Origin of the sequence: Akkermansia muciniphila (genome assembly GCF_002884975.1) — a bacterium.
Taxonomy (GTDB): domain Bacteria; phylum Verrucomicrobiota; class Verrucomicrobiia; order Verrucomicrobiales; family Akkermansiaceae; genus Akkermansia; species Akkermansia muciniphila_C.
The window spans coordinates 151,244-171,762 of sequence record NZ_PJKB01000003.1 but is presented as its reverse complement, the minus strand read 5'-3'; the positions used below and the strand labels follow the sequence as shown (position 1 = coordinate 171,762).

The 20,519-nt window shown below is 59.0% G+C and carries 10 protein-coding genes and 1 tRNA gene; 4 read left to right on the top strand and 7 right to left on the bottom strand.

All coding sequences use genetic code 11. The features are described 5' to 3' along the window. Window positions 1-57 precede the first annotated feature (57 nt). Window positions 58-135 (bottom strand) — tRNA-Asp (locus CXU21_RS10610). Between the two features lie 379 nt (window positions 136-514). On the opposite strand from CXU21_RS10610, the gene CXU21_RS10605 reads away from it, so the two are divergent. Together CXU21_RS10605 and CXU21_RS10600 are read left to right on the top strand one after the other, a co-directional pair. Beyond that, window positions 515-7,708: an autotransporter domain-containing protein gene (locus CXU21_RS10605; protein ID WP_102726012.1), complete on the top strand. Its 7,194-nt coding sequence runs from the start codon at window positions 515-517 to the stop codon at window positions 7,706-7,708. 488 nt (window positions 7,709-8,196) lie between these two features. Continuing rightward, window positions 8,197-13,716 (top strand): autotransporter-associated beta strand repeat-containing protein, encoded by a 5,520-nt coding sequence (locus CXU21_RS10600; protein WP_102726011.1) that lies wholly within the window; start codon window positions 8,197-8,199, stop codon window positions 13,714-13,716. A gap of 70 nt (window positions 13,717-13,786) precedes the next feature. On the opposite strand, the gene CXU21_RS10595 is transcribed toward CXU21_RS10600, so the two are convergent. Beyond that, window positions 13,787-14,356: a YdeI/OmpD-associated family protein gene (locus CXU21_RS10595; RefSeq protein WP_102726181.1), complete on the bottom strand. Its 570-nt coding sequence runs from the start codon at window positions 14,354-14,356 to the stop codon at window positions 13,787-13,789. Window positions 14,357-14,533: 177 nt separating this feature from the next. On the opposite strand from CXU21_RS10595, the gene CXU21_RS10590 reads away from it, so the two are divergent. Next, complete coding sequence (locus CXU21_RS10590; RefSeq protein WP_102726010.1) at window positions 14,534-15,268, top strand: L,D-transpeptidase family protein; 735 nt, start codon at window positions 14,534-14,536, stop codon at window positions 15,266-15,268. Between the two features lie 88 nt (window positions 15,269-15,356). Here the strand turns inward: CXU21_RS10590 and CXU21_RS10585 are convergent, their stop codons facing one another. Then, on the bottom strand, window positions 15,357-16,238 hold the full coding sequence (locus CXU21_RS10585) for a diaminopimelate dehydrogenase (RefSeq protein WP_102712427.1): 882 nt from the start codon (window positions 16,236-16,238) through the stop codon (window positions 15,357-15,359). A 203-nt stretch (window positions 16,239-16,441) separates the two neighbouring features. Between CXU21_RS10585 and CXU21_RS10580 the strand changes: the two genes are divergently transcribed. Further along, entirely contained in the window at window positions 16,442-16,585 is a 144-nt protein-coding gene (locus tag CXU21_RS10580) for an entericidin (protein ID WP_102712425.1), read from the top strand. Between the two features lie 235 nt (window positions 16,586-16,820). Here the strand turns inward: CXU21_RS10580 and CXU21_RS10575 are convergent, their stop codons facing one another. The 4 genes from CXU21_RS10575 to CXU21_RS10560 all read right to left on the bottom strand — a co-directional run bounded on the left by CXU21_RS10575 (window position 16,821) and on the right by CXU21_RS10560 (window position 20,514). Further along, the gene (locus CXU21_RS10575; RefSeq protein ID WP_102726009.1) at window positions 16,821-17,639 is read right to left on the bottom strand and encodes a PEP-CTERM sorting domain-containing protein; all 819 of its coding nucleotides are present in this window, start codon (window positions 17,637-17,639) and stop codon (window positions 16,821-16,823) included. Between the two features lie 476 nt (window positions 17,640-18,115). Further along, window positions 18,116-18,262, bottom strand: coding sequence for an entericidin (locus CXU21_RS10570; RefSeq protein WP_102712421.1), 147 nt, complete (start codon window positions 18,260-18,262; stop codon window positions 18,116-18,118). Between the two features lie 139 nt (window positions 18,263-18,401). Beyond that, a complete protein-coding gene (locus CXU21_RS10565) occupies window positions 18,402-19,004 on the bottom strand; it encodes a DUF4126 domain-containing protein (RefSeq protein ID WP_102726008.1) in 603 nt (200 codons plus the stop codon). A gap of 7 nt (window positions 19,005-19,011) precedes the next feature. Beyond that, window positions 19,012-20,514, bottom strand: coding sequence for a flotillin family protein (locus CXU21_RS10560; RefSeq protein ID WP_102726007.1), 1,503 nt, complete (start codon window positions 20,512-20,514; stop codon window positions 19,012-19,014). Window positions 20,515-20,519: the final 5 nt, after the last annotated feature.

The following is a 20,519-nucleotide window of genomic DNA, read 5'->3' as shown; positions in this document are numbered from 1 at the left end:
CCCGGGCTTTCCGGGAACAAAAAAGCCGCCCGGAGGCGGCGATTCTCTTGAACAAGGTGGCGAAGCGGACGGGGCTCGAACCCGCGACCTCCAGCGTGACAGGCTGGCGCTCTAACCGAACTGAGCTACCGCTCCCTGACCTTGGTGCTGTATTCCTGCCTTGCGGCGGGGACGTGGAGGCTTATACAGGTACTCCCATGGGAATGCAAGACAAGAAATCACTTTTTCCTGCATGCAGGCCGTTCCTGTTGGGAGAAGTGGGGAAATATACGGGCGGATTTAAAATCCGGAAATGTTTATAAATAGGACCAGGCAACAATAAAATATTGATAATGCCCGAACTTGAAACTGGAACGGCCTCCTTCCCCTCTTCTTACGTTTTAATCCGGTCAACCATCCTAAAGCGCTTGATATTAAAAATTGTCATTGACTCCGGATTTTAAATCCGTTAATTATTACTAACAATATAGTCTGGTATATAATTTATTATTCATTATTAACACGTTACATAATTATGCGTCTGCATTTGCCCCTTCCCCTCCTGTCCGCTCTTCTGGCCTGTTTCATTTCTCCGTCATGGGCTGCCTATACATTAACGGGTAACGGAGAAACGACGATTTCCTTTGCTGACGACCAGTATACGATTACGCCGCCGGCAGGGGATCCCGTAACCCAGGCGGATTCCCCCGGTGCCATCTATTTAACGGATATTACGGCTGCCGGAACCTATGAGGGGGGCTATAACCGGGTTCTCAATCTGGAAGGAGGAACTTATACGGGGCTGCAATTATGGAATGTTGCGGGTACCGCCGGAGGCGTTACTCTGGGAGGGACCAATTCCTTTGTGATCAATATCGGGGCCGGAACTTCCCTGCTGAATACAAATCCCCAGTTGATGGGGTGGAGCAATCAGGACCGGGTAGTGGCCGCCGACATCACCCTCAATGTAGACCAGAATGCGGGGGCGATCAATGGCTTCTGCCTGGTGGGAGATGGCAACAAGGCGGATGCGTTCCGGACGACAGGAACATATATTGTCAATATCCATGGGGGAGAATGGGCTGGAACTTCGGTTAGCTCGCCGGACGCCAGGTGGTGCATAGGACTGGGGCAGGAATCCTTCCGCCATACGGGAGACGTCACCTTCACCATTGACGGCGGAACTTTCGCCCAGCTGGTAACAGCCGGAACAACACGTGGCGTGGGACAAAAGTCAACCATTCTTGGAAACGTTGCCCTGAATCTGGACGGAGGGACTTTTAACGGCTCCGTTGCCCTTCTGGGAAGGGGGCTTGTCCAATTGGGAGACGGCACGAATGCGTATACGGCCAAATTGAGAATTACGGGAGGCCAGTATAATGGGAATGTGTATGGTTTGTCCGATGCGACCGCATCAGGTTCTGCTGCAAATATTGCAGCCAATTCGTCCGCTTCCATGGAAATCACGGGAGGAACCTTTGCACAAAATTTGTTTGCGCAGGGAGTGACGACAACCATCACGGGAGCTACTTTTTCAGGAGACGGAACCAAGAAAATTTTTGCAGGTACCCGGACAAATACTTCCACTTGGAATTTAACCGATACCAATATGACGCTGGACTTGGGCAGTGGCACGGTAGCGGCCATGATTGCGGGGGGAAGCTGGGTGGAAACCGGGGAAAGTACGTTCAATATTACAGGCTCTACCAATCTGACGTTCAAATCCGGCACGTATACAGGCCAGATTTGGGGTGGTTCCTACGTTAACGGAACTGCTACCGCTGGCCTCACCGGGAATATCGGCGCCACCAATATCACGATTACAGGGGGCACGTTTGACGGAGCGCAAATATCCTTGGGCACTTATGTGGAACGTAACAATACCGGGGCAGCGTTGACGATCGGAGAAGCCAACCTTTCCATCAGCGGAGGCACGTTTAACAATGCCGCCATTTATGCGGGCGGTCAGAAGGTCAACGGCACTTCCCTGACCACGGCGCTGGCCAACGTGACCATTACGGGCAATGACGCCGTCTTTACCGGGACGACAACTCTTTCCGGGCAGGGGCGCGGGGATGTAGTCACCAAAAGCGTGCTGAACCTGAACGGCGTGACGCGCGCGGACATGTTCACCAATGCCACGATTACCGGATTTGACGAAATTTCCGCAGGGGAAGGAACGGACGCCACTATTGCCAACGCAACGGTGCTGGACGGCCGGAGCGCCTTTACCAAGAGCGGCACGGGCAAGCTGACGCTGAGTTCCGCCACCGGCTTTGCGAATGCGCTGACGGTTTCCGGCGGCGAGCTCAGCTTCGGGCTCACCGGGGGCGTCACCTTCGGCAACTCCATTACCCTGGGCGCCGGGGCGCGGCTTACCTCCGTGGGCAACATGACCTTGTCCCAGGCTTCCGGGCTGACGATGGACCTGACGGGGATGAATTCCGCCAGCGCTTCCGTCATCCAGTCGGGCGGCACGCTCTCCTTCAATTCGGAAGGAACGCTGACGCTGACTATCAGCGGAGTGGACCAGACCATGGAAAACGACTACAAGCTGATTACTGCGGACAGCTTCGGCACACTCACGGCAAGCAACTTTACCTTTGATCCCGCCGGGCTTTCCGGTGATTACAGTTATGTTCTGGAACTGATGGGGAACACGCTTTACCTGCGCGTGAAGGCGCTGGGGGAAGCCCTCAACTGGAATGGCGGCGCGGCGGGAACCTGGACCGTGTCCGGCGGGGGGACCATCTGGCTGGACAAGGATGGAACGGCCGTGGCTTATGATGCCACGAAATCCGCCAACTTTGAAGACCTGGCAGGGGTGGCCGCTTCCTCCGTTACGCTGGACGGCAATGTTTCCGCCGCCCGCATTACCGTTAATAATACGGATACGGCTTATACGTTCACGGGAACGGGGGCCATTGTGGACGGGGCCTCTCCGGTGGCGCTCGTCAAACGGGGGGAAGGGGAGCTGACCATTGAGAACACGGGGACTAACACCTTCTCCGGCGGTACCACCATCTCCGCCGGCACCCTCAACCTGAATGCCGTCCAGGGCCTCGGCACGGGGACGGTGACCCTGGCCGGGGGTACGCTGGCGCTTAACACGGCGGGAACCACGGATGGCACGACGGGTCTGGTGGCAACCAATAAGCTTATCTTTGCCGGGGGCACGTTCATGTACGGAACGGGGGCTGCGCAGGATATTTCCGGACTCATTGACGCCGCCGCCAGTACGGCTGCCGTCCGGGTGGATACCAATGGAAACAACATTACCTGGGCCACCTATACCCAGGACCTGGGCAACAGGGAAATCGTGAAACTCGGTGCGGGCATGCTGACGGTCGCCACTACGCTGACGGGCACCTTTACCGGCGCCATCACCGTCAACGGCGGAACCCTGTTCTATGACATCGGGGCCAACAGCGGCACCCGGACCTGGAGCGGAAACATCTCCATCGCTGAAAACGCCACTCTCCAGATACGGGACAACCGCGCCCATAACAGCACGATGACGGACACGCTGTCCGGACGCATTTCCGGCGCCGGCTCCCTGGTGCTCGGGCACAAGGAAGGCGGCACGAATCCGGGCGGCGGACGTTATTCCGTCAGCGGGGACAACAGCGGCTTTACGGGCACGTTCAAGCTGGTGGGCAACGGTACCAATGCCGCGTGGAATGAAGTGGGGTTTGCCAATGCCGCCGCGATCGGAGGAGCCAGCCTGGAGCTGGACGGCCGCGGCTTTTTTGTCAGTGATGCCGCCAACCCCGTGAATGCGGATATCCATGTGACGGCTGCCGGAGGCTGGCTGAACGGCAATTCCAACCAGACCGTGACGTTCGGGGGCGACTTGACGAGTGACGCCGGGGCCAACCTGGGAACCACGGCGGCAGGCGATCCGACGATGACAGCCATCTTCACCGGCAATCTCACCGGCTTTACGGGAACTATGCACTCCGGCCAGGGGAATGTTGTTCTTGCCTTCGGCAACGGCGGCGCGGCGGCCACGCTGGGAACGGGAGAATTCATCAAGGCCGTTTCCCTGGGCGGTGCGGGCACCTTCCGGGTCAATTACAGCGGCACGGGGAAAGACCTTCTTTATGCCGGCAACGTCATTGACACCGCCAATTTGAACGTGCGCGGAACGGACAAGCTCGTCCTGACCGGGGCGAATACCAGTACGGGAGCCTTGAGCATTGAGCAGAACTCCACTGTCCAGCTCGGCGACGGTACGGGGGACAATGCCGCATGGGCCGGAACCATCACGGGTGCAGGCAGCCTCACCGTCAACACCGCGGGCACCTTTGCGGTGGGAGACCGCGCCAACGGGCTGACGGGTACGCTGACGCTGGCCAAAGGCACGCTGGACCTCTCTGATGCCGCGGCCACAACCAACATCCTCATTCAGTCCGGCGGCCTGGCAAATGCCGGGAACTACGCCGGAACGGCTACAAACCGCGTGAATGTCAGTGCAATTGCCGATTCCGGCAATATCTCCCTGGGCGGCCTGGACGCTTCCAAACTGGGAACGGTCGCCACCACCACGGCGGGCACGCAGATCACCGGGCTTAAGAACGGCTCCACCTGGACCGTTAACGGAACGGGCAACACACTGGCCCTGAGCGCTGACAACATTTCCGGCGATCCGTTCACGGGGGCAGACGCCCTTATCCAGTTTAACGGAACGGGGGACAACCTGGGCAACATCTCCTTCGGGGACGGCTCCACGCTCACGCTGGACCTCACCAGCGTCATGGATGCCATGAAAACGGCGGGCGGCAATCTGGAAATCCTGCTCACCAACGGCGGTTTTGCGCAGGACCTTGAAACGCTCAAGAGCCACATCACGGCCAATCCGCTTTTTGCCGCGCTCGGCTTCGGCATTGTAGACGTCAACGGAGGCAGCATCGTTCTCTCCGGTGATACGGACCTGGTTTACGTGTCCTCCGTGGACGGCACGGGCAGTGCGGACAATCCGGTCACGAACCAGGCCCTTAACTTCTATCAGGCGGTGATCGTGGACCAGGACCTTTACGTCCAGTCGGACGGCTCCATGGTGATCAAGAACCTGACCGCGCCGGGAACCAATCCTGGCCAGACGGGCACGGGCAACCTCATCGTCACCAACACGGCGGACAACAAGGGAAGCATTGAGCTGCAAAACAACCTCTTCCATGAAGGCGCGGGAGTGGATACCGTCTTTGCCGGAAACATCAGCGGCGTGGACGGCGCGGCAGCCAACACGGACCTGGTCAAGACGGGAGCCAACAAGCTCACCCTGTCCGGGAATGTGACGCTGGCGGGAGATATCATTGCGCAGGAGGGGACTCTCCAGCTCAACGGCACGGCCAATGTGGAAGCCCTGCGGCTTGACTCAGCGGATGCGGGTTCCCTTGCGGTGATCGGCATTGGAGGCCATGCAACAGCGCAGACACTGGAATCTGGCGCCAACGGAGGAAAGCTGGACATCGGCACCAACGGAACGCTCACGCTTACAGGCGTTATGGACAATCTTTCCCATGCGGAAATCAGCGGGACGGGCACGCTTCACCTTGCGGAAGGCGCCTCCCTGGGGCTGGCCGCGGACAGTGCGCTTTCCGGCGTGGTGCTGGACCTGGACGGTTCCCTGAGCCTGGGAGCGGACAGCGGCGCGGGCGGCCTGAAAGGCTCCGGCACCCTGACGCTGAACGGACAGACCCTGAATATCCAGGCGGCTTCCGGCCAGACGTACACCTTTGACGGAACGCTGGGGGCCGGAACGCTGGACGTGTCCGGCGCGGGCACGCAGGTTCTGCGAAGCTCCGGGGCGGATACGGACCTGACGGTCAGCGGCGGGAACCTGGTCCTCCAGGGGAAGGCGGATGTGGACGGGGCTCACCTCTCCTATGGCAAGCTGGTGAACAACGGTAATCTGACCATCCAGGCCAGCGACAATGCGCTGACGGCGCTCAATACCACCCTGACCGTGGACGGCGCCACCTTCGGCAACGGTTCCACCACCACCTTTGCGGTGAACACGGACGCAGACCTGGTCTCTACCTTCATCCAGTCCTCCGGCGACATCGTCATTGAAAACGGCGCTTCCTTCCATGTGACCAGCCTTCCGGGCATCAACATCACCTGGAAGTCCGGCAATCCGATGGAACTCACGCTGATGGAACTCACCGGGGGCGGAACCATTCAGCTGGGAGAAAATACGCTGACGGTAGGCGGCCTGTTCCTTACGTACTACAAGAACGCGCACCTGGTGCAGGAAGGTGATAAAGTCGTGCTCAAGGCGGAAGAACAAACGGACAATATTTACGCCAGTGTGGCGGATACGGCCAACTCCACAGCGGGCGCCAACCTGGTCTGGGAAGCCGCCCGGCACGGAACTGTGGACCAGGCGCTTACCGACTTCCTGAGCTCCCTCAATAATGACATGACGAACAATCCCTCTGCGGCCAGGCATGCCATGGCTGCGGCGGCGGGCAGCACGGTGACGAGCCTGGGCATCGCGCAGCGGGACGCCCTGCGCGACCAGATGACATGGATACGCAACCGTACCAACCAGATGGGCGTGAACCCCGCTTATATCAACGAAGACCTTCCCTACTTCCACATGTGGATGCAGGGGACGGGCTCCTACGCCAAGCTGGACACCAAGGGAGATGAAAGCGGTTACCAGCTCACCACCTGGGGCGGCACCGTGGGCATGGACGTGGATCTGAACGACCACTTCACCATGGGAGCGGCCTTCACGGCCAACTACGGTGACCTGACGGCCAGCGCGGCAGACACGGCGGACGGCCACCTGGACAGCTACTATGTCAACCTCTTCGGGCGCTACCAGAACAGGCGCTGGGCCCACACCCTCATTTTGACGGGGGGCTGGAATGACGCCAAGCTCAACCGCACCGTCAATTATGGAACGGGCAGCTACAGCACGCAGGGCGACACCAACGGTTGGGGCTTCGGAGCGATGTATGAGCTGACCTACGACGTGTACCTCAATGAAGACAAGAGCAGCATCCTGCAGCCTCTGGCCAACGTCTCCGTNGACCTGACGGCCAGCGCGGCGGACACGGCGGACGGCCACCTGGACAGCTACTACGCCAACCTCTTCGGCCGCTACCAGAGCAAGCGGTGGGCGCACACATTGATCCTGACGGGGGGCTGGAATGACGCCAAGCTCAACCGCACGGTCAACTACGGGGAAGGCAGCTACAGCACGCAGGGCGACACCAACGGTTGGGGCTTCGGAGCGATGTATGAGCTGACCTACGACGTGTACCTCAATGAAGACAAGAGCAGCATCCTGCAGCCTCTGGCCAACGTCTCCGTGGTAACCACGCGGATGGACGGCTACACGGAAACGGGAGCGGGGAACGCGGGCCTGAGCGTAGGCAAGCAGGACTGGACGACGGGAACGGTGGCGCTGGGCGGCCGCTGGATGGGGCTGGCGGGAAGCAACATCTTTGGCCGTGAGGCTTTGGTGGAGTTCCGCGCCAACGTGGCCCAGGACATGGGAGATCACCGCGGCAAGACGGGCGTGGGCTTCCTGGCCAATCCCGGCTACACGCAGACGGTAAGGGGAGCCAAGGTAGGAACGACGGCCCTCCAGATTGGGGCTGGGCTGAGCGTGCCGGTGGGAACGCAGGGAACGGTGTTCGTCAATGGCAACGCGGACTTCCGTGACGGGGCCAATTCCGTGAACGGGAGCGTGGGCTACCGCTATGACTTTTAAGAAGAGTTGAGGTTTGAGAGTTGAGAGTGGAGCGGAGACGCTCTGCTCTCCAAGCCAGCAGGGCCGTTCCGGACAAGAGCCGGGGCGGCCCTGTTGTGTTGGGGAAGAAGCCCCACCGGAGAAGATGGACGCGAGGGACCCGGCGGGCAGAATGGACGGGGCAGGGAATAAAAATGGGGCTCTTTGAGCTCGTTGCGTTCATGATCGACGGGAAACCCTCTTTTCTGCGGATTAAAAATCCGCGATTGATGCTGCATGCTGCCAATATACCAGAACAATGATCCCTGGATGCTCATACTGTACCGTATAACACGATTCTGGTAGGAAAATACAGACCAGATTTGATGAAAAAAAGCCTTCTTTGAGAATGCACAACACATACGTATTCAACGTATAATGTTGACGTCGGATTTTTAATTCGATAGTAGTGATAAAAAGGGCTCTGTCTAGGATTAGACGGGTTTTTGTTTTCAACATACATCATTATTATGAAGCTGCATCTTCCCATTGGCTTGCTTTCCGCCGTTCTTTCATGCATGGCCGCCGTTTCCTCCCCGCATGCTGTTGCGGAAACCTATACATGGCTGGGAGGAACGGTTGATGTTCATTTGAATACTAACTGGACTCCGGATTACGGCGGCGGAAACAACTGGTCGGCAACATGGGCCGGCACGGCGACAAATACCATGCGTTTTGATACGGCCAGCATGACGGGAACGAACAAGGCGCTCCAGGCTTCTTTCAACACGCTTTCACTTGGAGGAATAACCGTCACGGATGGTTCCGATGGATTCAGCGTATCCAAAAGCAACGGTTCCAACCGTACCGTTAATTTGCGCGATGGAGGAGAGGGATACACCCTGTTTGATATAGGCGGGGATTTCTCCTTGGGAGTTGCCGCCCAGGCATGGAATGGAGTTGTTTTAAACTCCAGCGCCCTGTTCAAAATTGCTACCGGCAAGACCATGAACATTTACGGCGCTTTGGGAACGGCCGGAACGGATGCCAAGACGATGACGGTGGGGGCGGACGGACTTGCGGGCACCCTCATCCTGAATACGGCGGCCCAGGCGTCCATGACGGCGGATTGGGTTATTTCCAATGGTGCGACTGTCCAGTTGAACAATGCCACGGCTCTGGGGTCCGGCGCGGTAAGCCTGAATGGGGGCAATCTGACGGCCCAGCAGGATGCTACCTACAATAATGCGCTGACCGTAAGCGGTTCATCCGGCATGACCGTGAATGCCGCTACGCAGTTTTCCAATGTAAGCCTTTCCAATGCCGCCTCCCTGAACATGAATTCCGGAACGCTTGCGATTGCCGGTGGTGGAAGTCTGTCCCTGGGCGCCTCGGGAACCATTACGGGTAATCTGACGCTGGGAAACTCGTCTCTTCTGAATTTCTCCGCGCTTCCGGCTTCCGGCGCGTACCTGCTGAATGTAACCGGAACGCTGACGGTGGACAGTGAATTGCTTCTAGGGCAGGGAACGATAGACGGCGTGGCCTGGACGGAGGGTTCCTATGACCTGATCAACGCGGGTTCCGTCTCCGGAGTTCCCGCCAGCTCTTTTGTTCTGGGTGACAATCTCCTGGGTTCATGGAGCACGGAGAACGGAAAACTTACCCTGGTGGTGGCGCAGGTGGCTTTGCTTGAGTGGAAGGGGGGCGACGGAATCTGGTCCGCTACTGCTCCCGCCGCTTCCCCGTGGAAGAACGACGGCGTGTACAATAATAATTCCGGAGTCGTCATGGGAGACATTGACGGAAACGCTCCGCAGACGGTGACCATTGATGGCGTTGTTTCTCCCACGATTATTATGGTGCAGGCGAATACGACGGATTATGTATGGAACGCCGCGGAAGGCGGAGGGTCCCTGGAAGGCAGCGGCAATCTGGAAAAGACCGGCAATGCCAAGCTGACCATCAATACGGCCAATACCAACTATACCGGAAAAGTGATCCTGGGCGCCGGAACGCTTGAACTGGGTAATGATGCCGCCCTCGGCTCCGGTGATCTGGCGTTTGACGGCGGTACCCTCCAGTATGGTGCAGGCGTGACTGCGGATATTTCCGGACAGATTTCCTCCACGAGCAAGGGCTCCATCAAAGTGAATACCAACGGGAATGCCGTAACGTGGGCTTCCGTGGATAATTACAAGGCGTTGGCCATGGAAAAATCCGGAGACGGAACGTTGGCTCTTGGCGCCGCCGTGTATGCGGGCGCGTTGACGGTGGACGGAGGTTCCGTATCCATTGCCTCCGGAAGTGTTCAAACGAGGTTTTCCGCGGGAGTCACGGTGAATGCGGGGGGAACCCTCTCCATTTCCAGCGCCATTGATGGAATGCCGTCCGGAAACAGTGCCAATATCGTCATCAACGGTATGAGCGGAGCGGGCCGGATTGAGCTGGACAACCAGGCTGCCAAATCCCGTTTTTACATTTCCGGGGACAATTCCTCCTTTACCGGGGAACTGGTTGCCTCCGGATTGAACAATAATCCGGGCAGCACAAATGATGCCCGCGACCTCCAGTTTGCCACTGCTGCCAGCATGGGGAGTGGGACGGTAACCCTGAATGGACGCGGTTTCTGGATGGAGACCGTCAACACGGCGGATACCGCCGTCATGGCAACGATCAATGTGCTGGAGAAAGGAACCTACCTGAATGGAGGGAGCGGCAATTCCTATTACTTTGGCGGGGCATTCACTGGTTCAGGTACAGTGACCACCGCACTGGGTAATGCGTTCGCCTATTTGACGGGGGACATGACCGGGTTCCAGGGGGCATTCTCCCGCACCGGCAATTCCGTGTTTACCTGGGCATTCGGCAACAATACGGCGGCGACCCTGAATGATGGCAAGCTTTTCGGGGATGGAGTGGTGTTAAAGGCTGACGGCGGAACAAGCTCATTCAAATTCTCCTACACCAATGACCTCGTTCTGATGAACGCTACCGTAGGCGCGGAAGGCGCCCTGAACGCCGGGGTGGAACAGGCCGGAACCGGAACACTGGTGCTGACGCAGGACAATACCGCTACAGGTACGCTCACCATTACCAGCGGCACGGTCCAGCTGGGCAATGGAGAGGCCACGGGCTCCTGGGTAGGTCAGATCACCGGGGCAGGGGCCCTGGTAGTGAACAGGGCCGGAGGCTCTCCGGTCCTGGAACTGAACGCCACCAACAATTACCAGGGGGGAACCACTCTGAACGGCGGCACGGTGAAGGCGCTGGGCGCCGGTTCCCTGGGGACCGGGAATGTTTCCGTCAATGGCGGTTCCGTGCTGGACATGAACAACCAGGCGATTGCCAACAACGTCACCATTACCAAGGGTGCCTTGCAAAATGCCGGAGCCTACGCCACCGCTGGCGGGGTAGCCGTGAATGCGGAGGCTAATTCCGGGGATATTGACCTGGGCGGCCTGTCCGGTGACAAGGTGGGCGGCATCAGTACCACCACGGCGGGAACGGCCATTACCGGGCTGGCAGGGAATCTGACGCTGACGGGAAATAATTCCCTGCATGTGGGAGCGAACAATACCACGTATGCCGCCGCCGGGGACCAGAAGAGCCTGCTCCAGTTCAATGACACGGCCACGGGCACCGTTTCCTTCGGCGGGGACGCTTCCGACCTCACGCTGCACATGGACATTGATACGGATATCCTGATCGCCATGCGCGAACTGGAATCCGTCGGCATTCTGCTGACCAACGGAACGATCACCGGCCTGCCTTCCAGCTACCTGGTTGCATGGCTCAACCAGCATCTTACGTTCAACGCCACGCTGGAAAGCCTGGGCTTCGGCATCCAGGGAGTGGACGGCGGCAGCATCATCATTTCCGGAAGAACGGACCAGATTTACATTGCGTCCGTGGACGGTTCCACGGTGACGGACATTCCGGCCCTGAACTCCTATGCCCAGGTGATCGTGGACACGGGCCTGACCCTGAATTTTGACGTACCTGCAGATAATACGGACAAAACCATCATCCGCCATCTTTCCTCCGGCACCAGCTCCACGGGCAACCTGGTGATCAATGCCACCGGGGACGGAAGCCTGGATATTGAACTTGCGAACGATCTGGACAACTCCGTGTTCAACGGCAATCTTACCGTGAATGGTGACGGCGTGGACCTGGTCAAGACGGGAGAAAAGACGCTGGCGCTTAATGGCAATGTCAATACCTCCAATGCGGTGGTTGCCCGGGAAGGCACGCTGGCCCTGAACGGAAGCGCCAATAATATCGGCACGCTGACGCTGGGCTCCGCCTCTGCGGATGAACCAGCCCGCATTGTGATTGGAGGAACCACGACGGCCACCCTGGCGGATGAAGAGCAGGGCGGCTCCCTGCAAATAGCTGCGGGCGGAACGCTCAAGACAGCCGGGGATTCCACTCTGGACCAGGCGACCACCATCTCCGGAGCGGGGCGCCTGAATGTTCAGGAAGGTTCCTCCCTCACCCTGGCGGGGGAAGCCGGCCTGTCCGGAACCTCCGTGACGCTGAACGGAACGCTGAACCTGTCCGGAACCGGGGAGAAGTCAATCCTGGCCCTCTCCGGCGCCGGAACGCTGGCGCTGAACGGCAACACCCTGTCCGTCACCTCCGCATCCGCCGTGAGCGGTTCGTTCTCCGGCACACTGAATGGGGAAGGAAGCATTGATGTTTCCGGCAAGGTGACCCAGGTCATGCAGACCGGAAGCGCCACGTATGACCTGGGTGTGAGCGGAGGCGCCACCCTGGTGCTGAAAGGCACGGCTGCCTCCTCCACGCTGGATTACCGGAATGTGACGGTGGGCTCTTCCGGAACCCTCCGCATTGAAGCCATCGGCAACGGAGCCGGAGACTCCAATACTGCCTTGAATGCGGGCAGCGTTGATTTCCAGAGCGGATCCATGACGGAGTTCGTGTACAACCTGAGCCAGGCGGATCCCTTCGGCTCCGCCATGTTGACGGCGGATTCCATCACCATCGGAAATGGGGCCAAATTCACGCTTTCCAACATGACCGGCAACACGGGCCTGGGAACGTATGAAAACCTGGACGGCGTGTTGCTGATGACCGCGGACGCGATTGACGGCATGGCGGAAGGGGAATCCATGTCCGTGGGTACTTCCGGGCTTTTTGCCGTATATTACAAGGATGCCACCATGGTCCGGGAAGGTAATGACATCGTGCTGAATGCCACGGTGCAGCAGGATAATATTTTTACCCCCGCGGCGGGTTCCTACAACTCTTCGGCCGGTTCCCAGCTGCTGTGGGAGGCCAGGAACAATCTGGACGCCACTTCCCAGCTGGGGCAGGTGATGAATGCCGTCAGCACCATGATCACGGGGGATAACCCTGATTTGGCGGGAGCATCCAGGGCGCTGGCAGCCGTAGCGGGCAGCACGGTCAACGCGCTGGGTACGGCCCAGAAGGACGCCCTGCGTGACCAGATGGGCTGGATCAGGAACCGCACCACCCTCATGGGCGTCAACCCCGCCTACATCAACGAANAGGGCGACACCAACGGTTGGGGCTTCGGAGCGATGTATGAGCTGACCTACGACGTGTACCTCAATGAAGACAAGAGCAGCATCCTGCAGCCTCTGGCCAACGTCTCCGTGGTAACCACGCGGATGGACGGCTACACGGAAACGGGAGCCGGAAACATGGGTCTGAACGTTGCCAAACAGGATTTGACGACGGGAACGGTAGCGCTGGGCGGCCGCTGGATGGGCCTTGTAGGCAGCAACATCTTCGGGCGAGAAGCGCTGGCGGAGTTCCGGGTGAACGCGGCCCAGGATATGGGTGACCGCCGTGGACAGGCTAATGTGGGATTGCTGGCCAATCCCGGCTACATGCAGACGGTGAGGGGAGCCAAGGTAGGAACGACGGCGCTGCAAATCGGAGCCGGGTTGAGCGTGCCTGTGGGAACGCAGGGAACGATCTTTGTAGACGGCAATGCTGACTTCCGTGACGGAGCCAACTCCGTAAACGGAAGCGTTGGCTACCGCTACGACTTTTAAGAAGAGTTGAAGTTTGAGAGTGGAGAGTGGAGCGGTGACGTTCTGCTCTCCACTCCCTCAGGGCTATTGATCATTCTTCCAGAAGCCGGCCTCCGTCGTGCCATTCTCCGTACATCCTGTTCTCCCGGGTATACTTCATGAATTTCTCCAGGCGGCTGTTGAACAGCTCCGGCTGGTTTTTCTTGATTTGGATGGTGTCAAGGCGCACGTGGCGGTACAGGCGGGGAAAGGCCAGAAAGTTGGCGTAGGCTCGCGGATCCTGTTGCAGGGCTTTTAGAATTGCGGGATCAATCCGGAAAGCTTCCGGATCCATCTCCGGCAGGCATTGCTTCCCGCAGGGCGTCATCAGCCCCAGCCTGTCCAGGCGGCGCACGCGTTCCTTGTTCAATTCAGACCATTTGCTTCCTTTGGAGCGCGGGGTGAGACGCTGGGCCAGAACGCCGGAAGCCATCTTCTTGCGGGTGCTGTCAATCCAGCCGAAGCACAGGGCTTCCTCCACGGCATCCAGGTAAAGGACGGCATGGGGGGAAGGTTTCCGCGTGGTGGGAATCCAGCAGCAGGAGGAGGAACGGTGGTTCTCTTCCAGCCACATTCTCAATTGCCGCCGTGTGGTGACGGGGAGAAGATTGTCTATTTCCATGATGGTTCTGGCATGTTGCGGTTTTATGGCCGGATGATACCTTCCCGGCGCCTGTATTTCCAGTACAGGTACATTTTCTGCTGCCGCGCCATTCTCCGGCAGGGACTTCTCTTCACCGCCGGACAAGGGAAGCGGTTTTCTCCTTGTCAAAATGAATGCCGCCATTATACATGGTTTATGAAGAAGAGCGTAGTGCTGGCAGCGCTGGGGCTGGTTCTGCTGGCCTCCGTAGTTGTGACTATTAAAATGGCGTGTGCTGATGATCCTGCCAACCGGGCGGATGCCGCCCGGGAACGGGTGACGCCCGTGTTGAATTCCTTCCTGGGCCTGTGCGGCGCCAAGGTGGGGGACCCCGTCTTTTTACGGGCCGTCAAGGAAGACTCCATGCTGGAGCTGTGGGTAAAGCCGGGCAATGGGGAACGCTATGTGCTTGCCAAGCGCTATCCCATTGCGGCATGGTCCGGTGAGCTGGGGCCCAAGGAAAAGGAGGGTGACAGGCAGACGCCGGAAGGATTTTATGAAGTGGAGCCCTCCGGGCTGAATCCGCGCAGCAACTACCATCTGGCCTTCAACATCGGTTATCCGAATGCCTATGACCGGTCCCTGAACCGGACGGGAAGTTTCATCATGGTGCATGGCAGCGACGTCTCCATCGGCTGCCTGGCAATGACCGATCCCGGGATTGAGGAAATCTACACCATGGTGGAACAGGCCCTGGTTCACGGGCAGAAGAGCGTTCCCGTGCAGATTTACCCCTTTGTGCCTACTCCGGCGCGTTTGCTGAAGGAGAAAAATTCCCCCCATGCCGCCTTCTGGGCGGACATGGCCCGTGCGTGGGACTGGACGGAACGGACCCACACTCCGGCCCGGATGAATGCCGTGGATGGCAGGCTGGTGGTTGATGAGCAATAAAAAATCCTCCGGCACGGACCGGAGGATTGATCAATGAAGGAATGGCGGCGGCTGGGGTAACGCCTGCTGCCGCGCGTCCGGAAAGGAACTATACCAGTTGGGCAATCAGCTCTTCGCGGTCGCCCGGCAGGAAGTCCATGGGGGCGATTTCCGGCAGGGTATAGCAGCCGGCGGCCAGTTTCATGCTGGCGCGTGCGGAGGCCACCATCACCTGGGCAGTAAGGGCCGGATTGTTGATGCGCATCTCAAACGTGAACAGCTGGTTCTGCGTGGCGCCTGAAACGCCCTTGCGTTCCATCAGCACGCCGTGGCCCATGTCCTTCAGCACGTCGATGTCCGGTACCTGCTGCACGCGGGTATCGTCATGGCTGAAATAGGAATCGGACTTGATGGCGAACTCCACGTCGGAGAACTTGGCTCCTTCCTTCAGCACCACGTAAACCATGCGGCGGTGTACGCCGGAACCGGTGGGAATGGTGAGGGAGAGGGCGTCCGCCACGCCCTCCTTGGAGCGTGCCACCACGCTGTGGCCCATGCTCATGCCGGGGCCGAAGTTGGTATACGTAATGCCTTTGGGAGCCATGGCCAGCATCATGGTGCGGATGACGGAGTCCGTGCCCGGGTCCCAGCCCGCGGAGATGATGGAGACGGCGTCATGCTTGATCGCCTGGGCTCCCAGGGAGCGGCGCAGGTTCACGATGTCTCCGTGAATGTCAAAGCTGTCCACCGTGTTGATGCCGCGGGCAAGCAGGGGCAGGGCCGTTTCTTCCACGCTGCGGGTGGGGGTGCAGAGCAGGGCCGCGTTCACATGGCCCAGTTCCTCCATGCTGCTTACGGTCTTGATGCCGTGCACGGGTTCGCTGCCGGGGCGGCGCACGATGCCCGCCAGTTCCATATCGGGAGCGGCGCGCAAGGCGTCCACGGCGTATTTCCCGATGTTGCCGTATCCTACGATGGCTACTTTGATCATCTTGGTAGTAAATAGTAATGGTTCCAGGAGCGGCGGCGGAATATCCGCCGGAGGTTGCTCCCGTTGACGCATGCTTTTTAAGTGTTGCGGGTACGCATGGCAAGAACGGAGAATGACAGGGGGCAGTGTGGCATGATCATGGGTTCTTTGAACAGGGGTTGGAGGAATGGAGTCTGATTATTCGGAACTCTTCCAATAAAACGATGAAAACCAAATTGATTATTCTGAGTATCGCCACCCTCCTTGGGTGTGTTTCCTGCCATACGATTGGCGGAGTGGGCAAGGACGTGGAAGCCGTCGGCAGCGACATTAATTCCGCCGCACGTTCCACCAGCCGGTCCATGTAAAAACTGTGTGTGACCATGGACGAAAACCGCTTCATCCGGAAGGATGAAGCGGTTTTCCTTGATGGCCCGTGGCGCCTTTCTTCCCAGCCTCCGGTTTTTCGTCTCCGGAGAACGTTCCCACTCCCTGGAGAGAGGTTTTCCCCCTTTTCCCAATGTGCGGCGGAAGCATTAAAAAGGCATGCCGGAGACGCGGCATGCCTTTTCAGCTTGTTAATGAAGATGAACCTTCCCGTTTTTAACGGCGGCGGCGCAGCATCAGGGCCGCCAGGCCCAGCAGGCTCAGGGAAACGGCGGCCGGTTCCGGTACGCCGTTGATGTAGGAGACGTAGATTTTGCCGTTCTCCGTGAACACCTGGTACTTGCCTACGTTTTCAGCGGTCAGTTCCTCGGCGGCGATGTCGTCGCTCTGGGTTCCGCCCGTGATGGTCGTGTTACTGGTTGCGGCGCTTCCCACTCCGTTGACGAGTTCGCGCGTCACGAGCTCAAACGTGGTTCCTTCCGTAATCAGGTCCCCCAGGGAGGCGGAGAAGGCGAAACGGCCCAGATCGGTCTGGTTCGTAAGATTCAGGATGCCGGTCGTCCCCAGGTCCACGAACAAGTTGTTGCTGTTGGCGTTCCAGGTAAGTGCGGCAGTGAGGTTCAGCGTTCCGTATACCGTCCAGTTCATGTTCTGGTCGCAATTGGCTACGATGGAACCGCTCGTTTTGCCGACAGTCAGCGTGGAGCCTTCTCCCACGGAGACGGTCGTGCGCTGGAATTTGGTGAAATTCTGAAGGGATACGTTGGCCCCGTTGGAAACGTTGATGGTGGACTCCCACCCTTCCACGGTGGTGCCGGGACCGCATACCACGGTATGGCTGCCGGATACGTTGATCGTGCCCCAGTTGGGATTAACCAGCGGAACATTGTCGCTGGTGCCGCTTTCCGTTTGCCAGTTGGATGCCTGGTTCCAGTCGGTAGAGCCGTCAATGGGAGCCCATGTATAAATAGCGGCCTGTACCGTCATGCAGGAAAAAACCAGCAGGGAGGAAAGCAGGATAAGAGTTTTTTTCATATGAATGCGATGTGAGGTAGAATTTGAAAGTGAACCTTTCAAGTTGGCCGGGGAATATGCCGGATTACAAATCCGTTATGAATTACCGCAAGGGAGTCCTGATGCCGTATGGGGCACCGCAGGCTCTTGAGGCGTCCGGCCGCCAACCTGACGGCAGTGACCTCTTTTCCCTGAAAGTCAATGCATCCTGACGGGATGAATTTACTTCCATGGCTATCAAGGCTTGCAGCGCTCCATGTGCCGGTTGCACACCTTTGAAAGGCTTCCACCGGAAAACGGCCTTCCACCGTGACATGGCCGCGCAGCATAAGTTCCTTGATATAAAAATCAGCCCTTGACCCCGGATTTGTAATCCGTAGTTTGCAAGGAGCTTCGCGGGAAAGCCGCCAGCCATGGAAACAGCGGGGGAATTTAAATCTCCGCCTCTTTTTAATAAAAAGAGGCTTCAGGCCTTCATCCGGATGTTTTCCTGCTCCTTACTGCATGGATTCACTGGTGGCCTGGGAGGCGCTGTCAATCTTGCTGCCCATGGCTTCCACGTCTTTTCCGATTCCGCTGATGGTGTTGCAGGAGGCAAGGCCCAGGGCGGAGGCGAGCGTCAAAAGGGTAAGTTTGATGTTCATGGTATAGAGAGGCTGAAAGCCGCATCCTATCCTGCTTCCGGTTCCTTGTCAATGAGGCGGCATTTTCCGGGAGGGTTGTTTCTGCGGCGGCAGGAGGCATGGTGCAGGATGGGGGGCGTAAAAATGCCTCCCCGGCGCTTCAGGCTGCGCTGTTCCCTGCGGGGCCGTTTCCGGAACGCGCCAGCTTCCTTTTCAGTTTCAGCCCCATGCGGACCAGGAAGTAAATGGCCGTACCTGCCAGCAGCACGCCCAGCACGGGGAGCACGCACGCCAGCACGGCAATGATGGAGGCGGATGCCGTTTCCGCCGTGGTGACGATGGAGTTGCCCATTCCGCCCGTAGCGGCGGAAGCCGCCCCCCGGATGGCGGCCATGCCTCCGTGGATGATGCCTGCCGCTCCGCCTCCGGCAATGGCGGCCAGGCCCCATTTGAGCATGGGGTCCATGTGTCCGATGAAGCCGGCGGCCAGGATAGTTCCCGCGATGATGGCGGCGGGAGCTCCCAGCACGTCCAGCGTATGGTCAATGACCGGGATGTAGTACGCCGCTATTTCAAGCAGGGTGGCTACGGAGAGGGTGACCAGGGCGGCAGTACCGCCCAGCCACGCGAATTCCGGCGTTACCGTGAGGAAGCCTCCCCGGATGGCGATGGAGGCTACCAGCAGGGGCACAAAGATGCGGAAGCCGCAGGCCGCACCCAGCCCGATGCCGAGCAAAACGCCCATGACGGCTTCCATATTCATCTGCGGATCAGTTCAGTTTAACGGTGGTTGCGGTGGTGGCCGCCTGGGCGGCGGCTGCGGGAGCAGAGGCGGCAGGGGCCTTTTTCTCTTCCGTGGATTTACCCAGGAATGCGGGCAGTTCCAGCCCCACGCTCCTGCCCAGTTCATGGAGCGGCAGGGTGTCTTTCACCAGGTTCTGGACGAATCCGCCCACGGAGGAATCCCCCCCGTTGCCCATGACGACTACCTTGTCGAATTTTAGGCCCTTGATGGCGCCGGACTGGAGTTCCACGATCTTGGTGAGCTGTTCGGTAATCAGCAGGCTGGAGGCGGCGTCGGATGAGCCAGCCGCCTGGACGATCTGCTGGAAGCCGCGGGCCTTGCCTTCCAGCACGGCTTCAATGGCGGCGGCTTCACCGCGGCCCACCATTTCCATGCCTTCCCCTTCCGCCTTTTTCTTCAGCAGGGTGGCCTGGGCTTCGCCTTCCGCCAGCTGCCGGATGGCTTCCGCTTCCGCCTTGCGCTGGATAAGCAGGGCCTGGGCCTTGCCTTCCTGTTCCAGCTTGAGCACTTCCGCCGTAGCCTGGGCCTGCACTTCACGCTGGCTCTTTTCAATGCGGGCCGTCACCAGGATGTTGGCTTCCTGTGTGGCGCGTTCACGTTCGGCGCGTTTAATTTCCGCTTCCTTTTCCGCCTCGTAGGCTTCTTCCAGGGTCTTGGCTTCCTGCACCTTCTGGGCCACTTCCGCCAGTTTCTTGGCCTCCGCCTGCTTCACCTGCAGCTTGGCGGCGGATTCCGCGATCTTGATCTGGGCTTCGTTCTGGCCTTCAATGGCAATGGCGCGGGCGTTCGCCACCTGGACGGTCTGGTCCTTTTCCGCTTCAGCCTTGCCGATTTCCCCGCGGCGCGTTTCTTCCGCCACCTTGATGGTGGCGTCATTGATGGCGCGTGCGGCGGCTTCCTTGCCCAGGGCGCTGATGTAGCCGGAGGCGTCCTGAATGTCCGTGATGTTGGCGTTGATGAGGTGGAGGCCCACCTTGTGCAGTTCCACATCCACGCCTTCCGTGATGCCCTTGATGAGTTTTTCGCGGTCGGAGTTGATTTCCTCAATGGTCATGGAGGCGATCACCACGCGCATCTGCCCCATGATGATTTCCGCCGCCAGGTTGCGGATTTCCTCCCTGGAGCGGCCCAGCAGGCGCGCGGCGGCGTTCTGCATGATTTCCGGCAGGGTGGAAATGCCCACGATGAAGGAGGAGGGAACGTCCACGCGGATGTTCTGGGAGGAGAGGGCGCCCTGGAGGGGCACGTCAATGTTGATGGGGTTCAGGTCCAGGTAGCTGTAGGACTGGAGGACCGGCAGCACGAAGGTGGAACCGCCGTGGTAGCATTTGGCGGGCTGCCCGGTGCCCACTTTGCCGAAGACGATGAGGATTTTGTCCGGCGGGCACATGCGGTAGCGGCTGAACAGCCAGGAGGCGGTCAGGATGATGAAGAGAACCAGGATGGCGATAGGGATGATTTGGTCCATGGTAT

Coding starts and splice junctions, on each gene's coding strand:
- CXU21_RS10595 (WP_102726181.1), bottom strand. CDS start 14,356: ATGGAAATAGACAATCTTCTCCCCGTCACCACACGGCGGCAATTGAGA.
- CXU21_RS10590 (WP_102726010.1), top strand. CDS start 14,534: ATGAAGAAGAGCGTAGTGCTGGCAGCGCTGGGGCTGGTTCTGCTGGCC.
- CXU21_RS10585 (WP_102712427.1), bottom strand. CDS start 16,238: ATGATCAAAGTAGCCATCGTAGGATACGGCAACATCGGGAAATACGCC.
- CXU21_RS10580 (WP_102712425.1), top strand. CDS start 16,442: ATGAAAACCAAATTGATTATTCTGAGTATCGCCACCCTCCTTGGGTGT.
- CXU21_RS10575 (WP_102726009.1), bottom strand. CDS start 17,639: ATGAAAAAAACTCTTATCCTGCTTTCCTCCCTGCTGGTTTTTTCCTGC.
- CXU21_RS10570 (WP_102712421.1), bottom strand. CDS start 18,262: ATGAACATCAAACTTACCCTTTTGACGCTCGCCTCCGCCCTGGGCCTT.
- CXU21_RS10565 (WP_102726008.1), bottom strand. CDS start 19,004: ATGAATATGGAAGCCGTCATGGGCGTTTTGCTCGGCATCGGGCTGGGT.
- CXU21_RS10560 (WP_102726007.1), bottom strand. CDS start 20,514: ATGGACCAAATCATCCCTATCGCCATCCTGGTTCTCTTCATCATCCTG.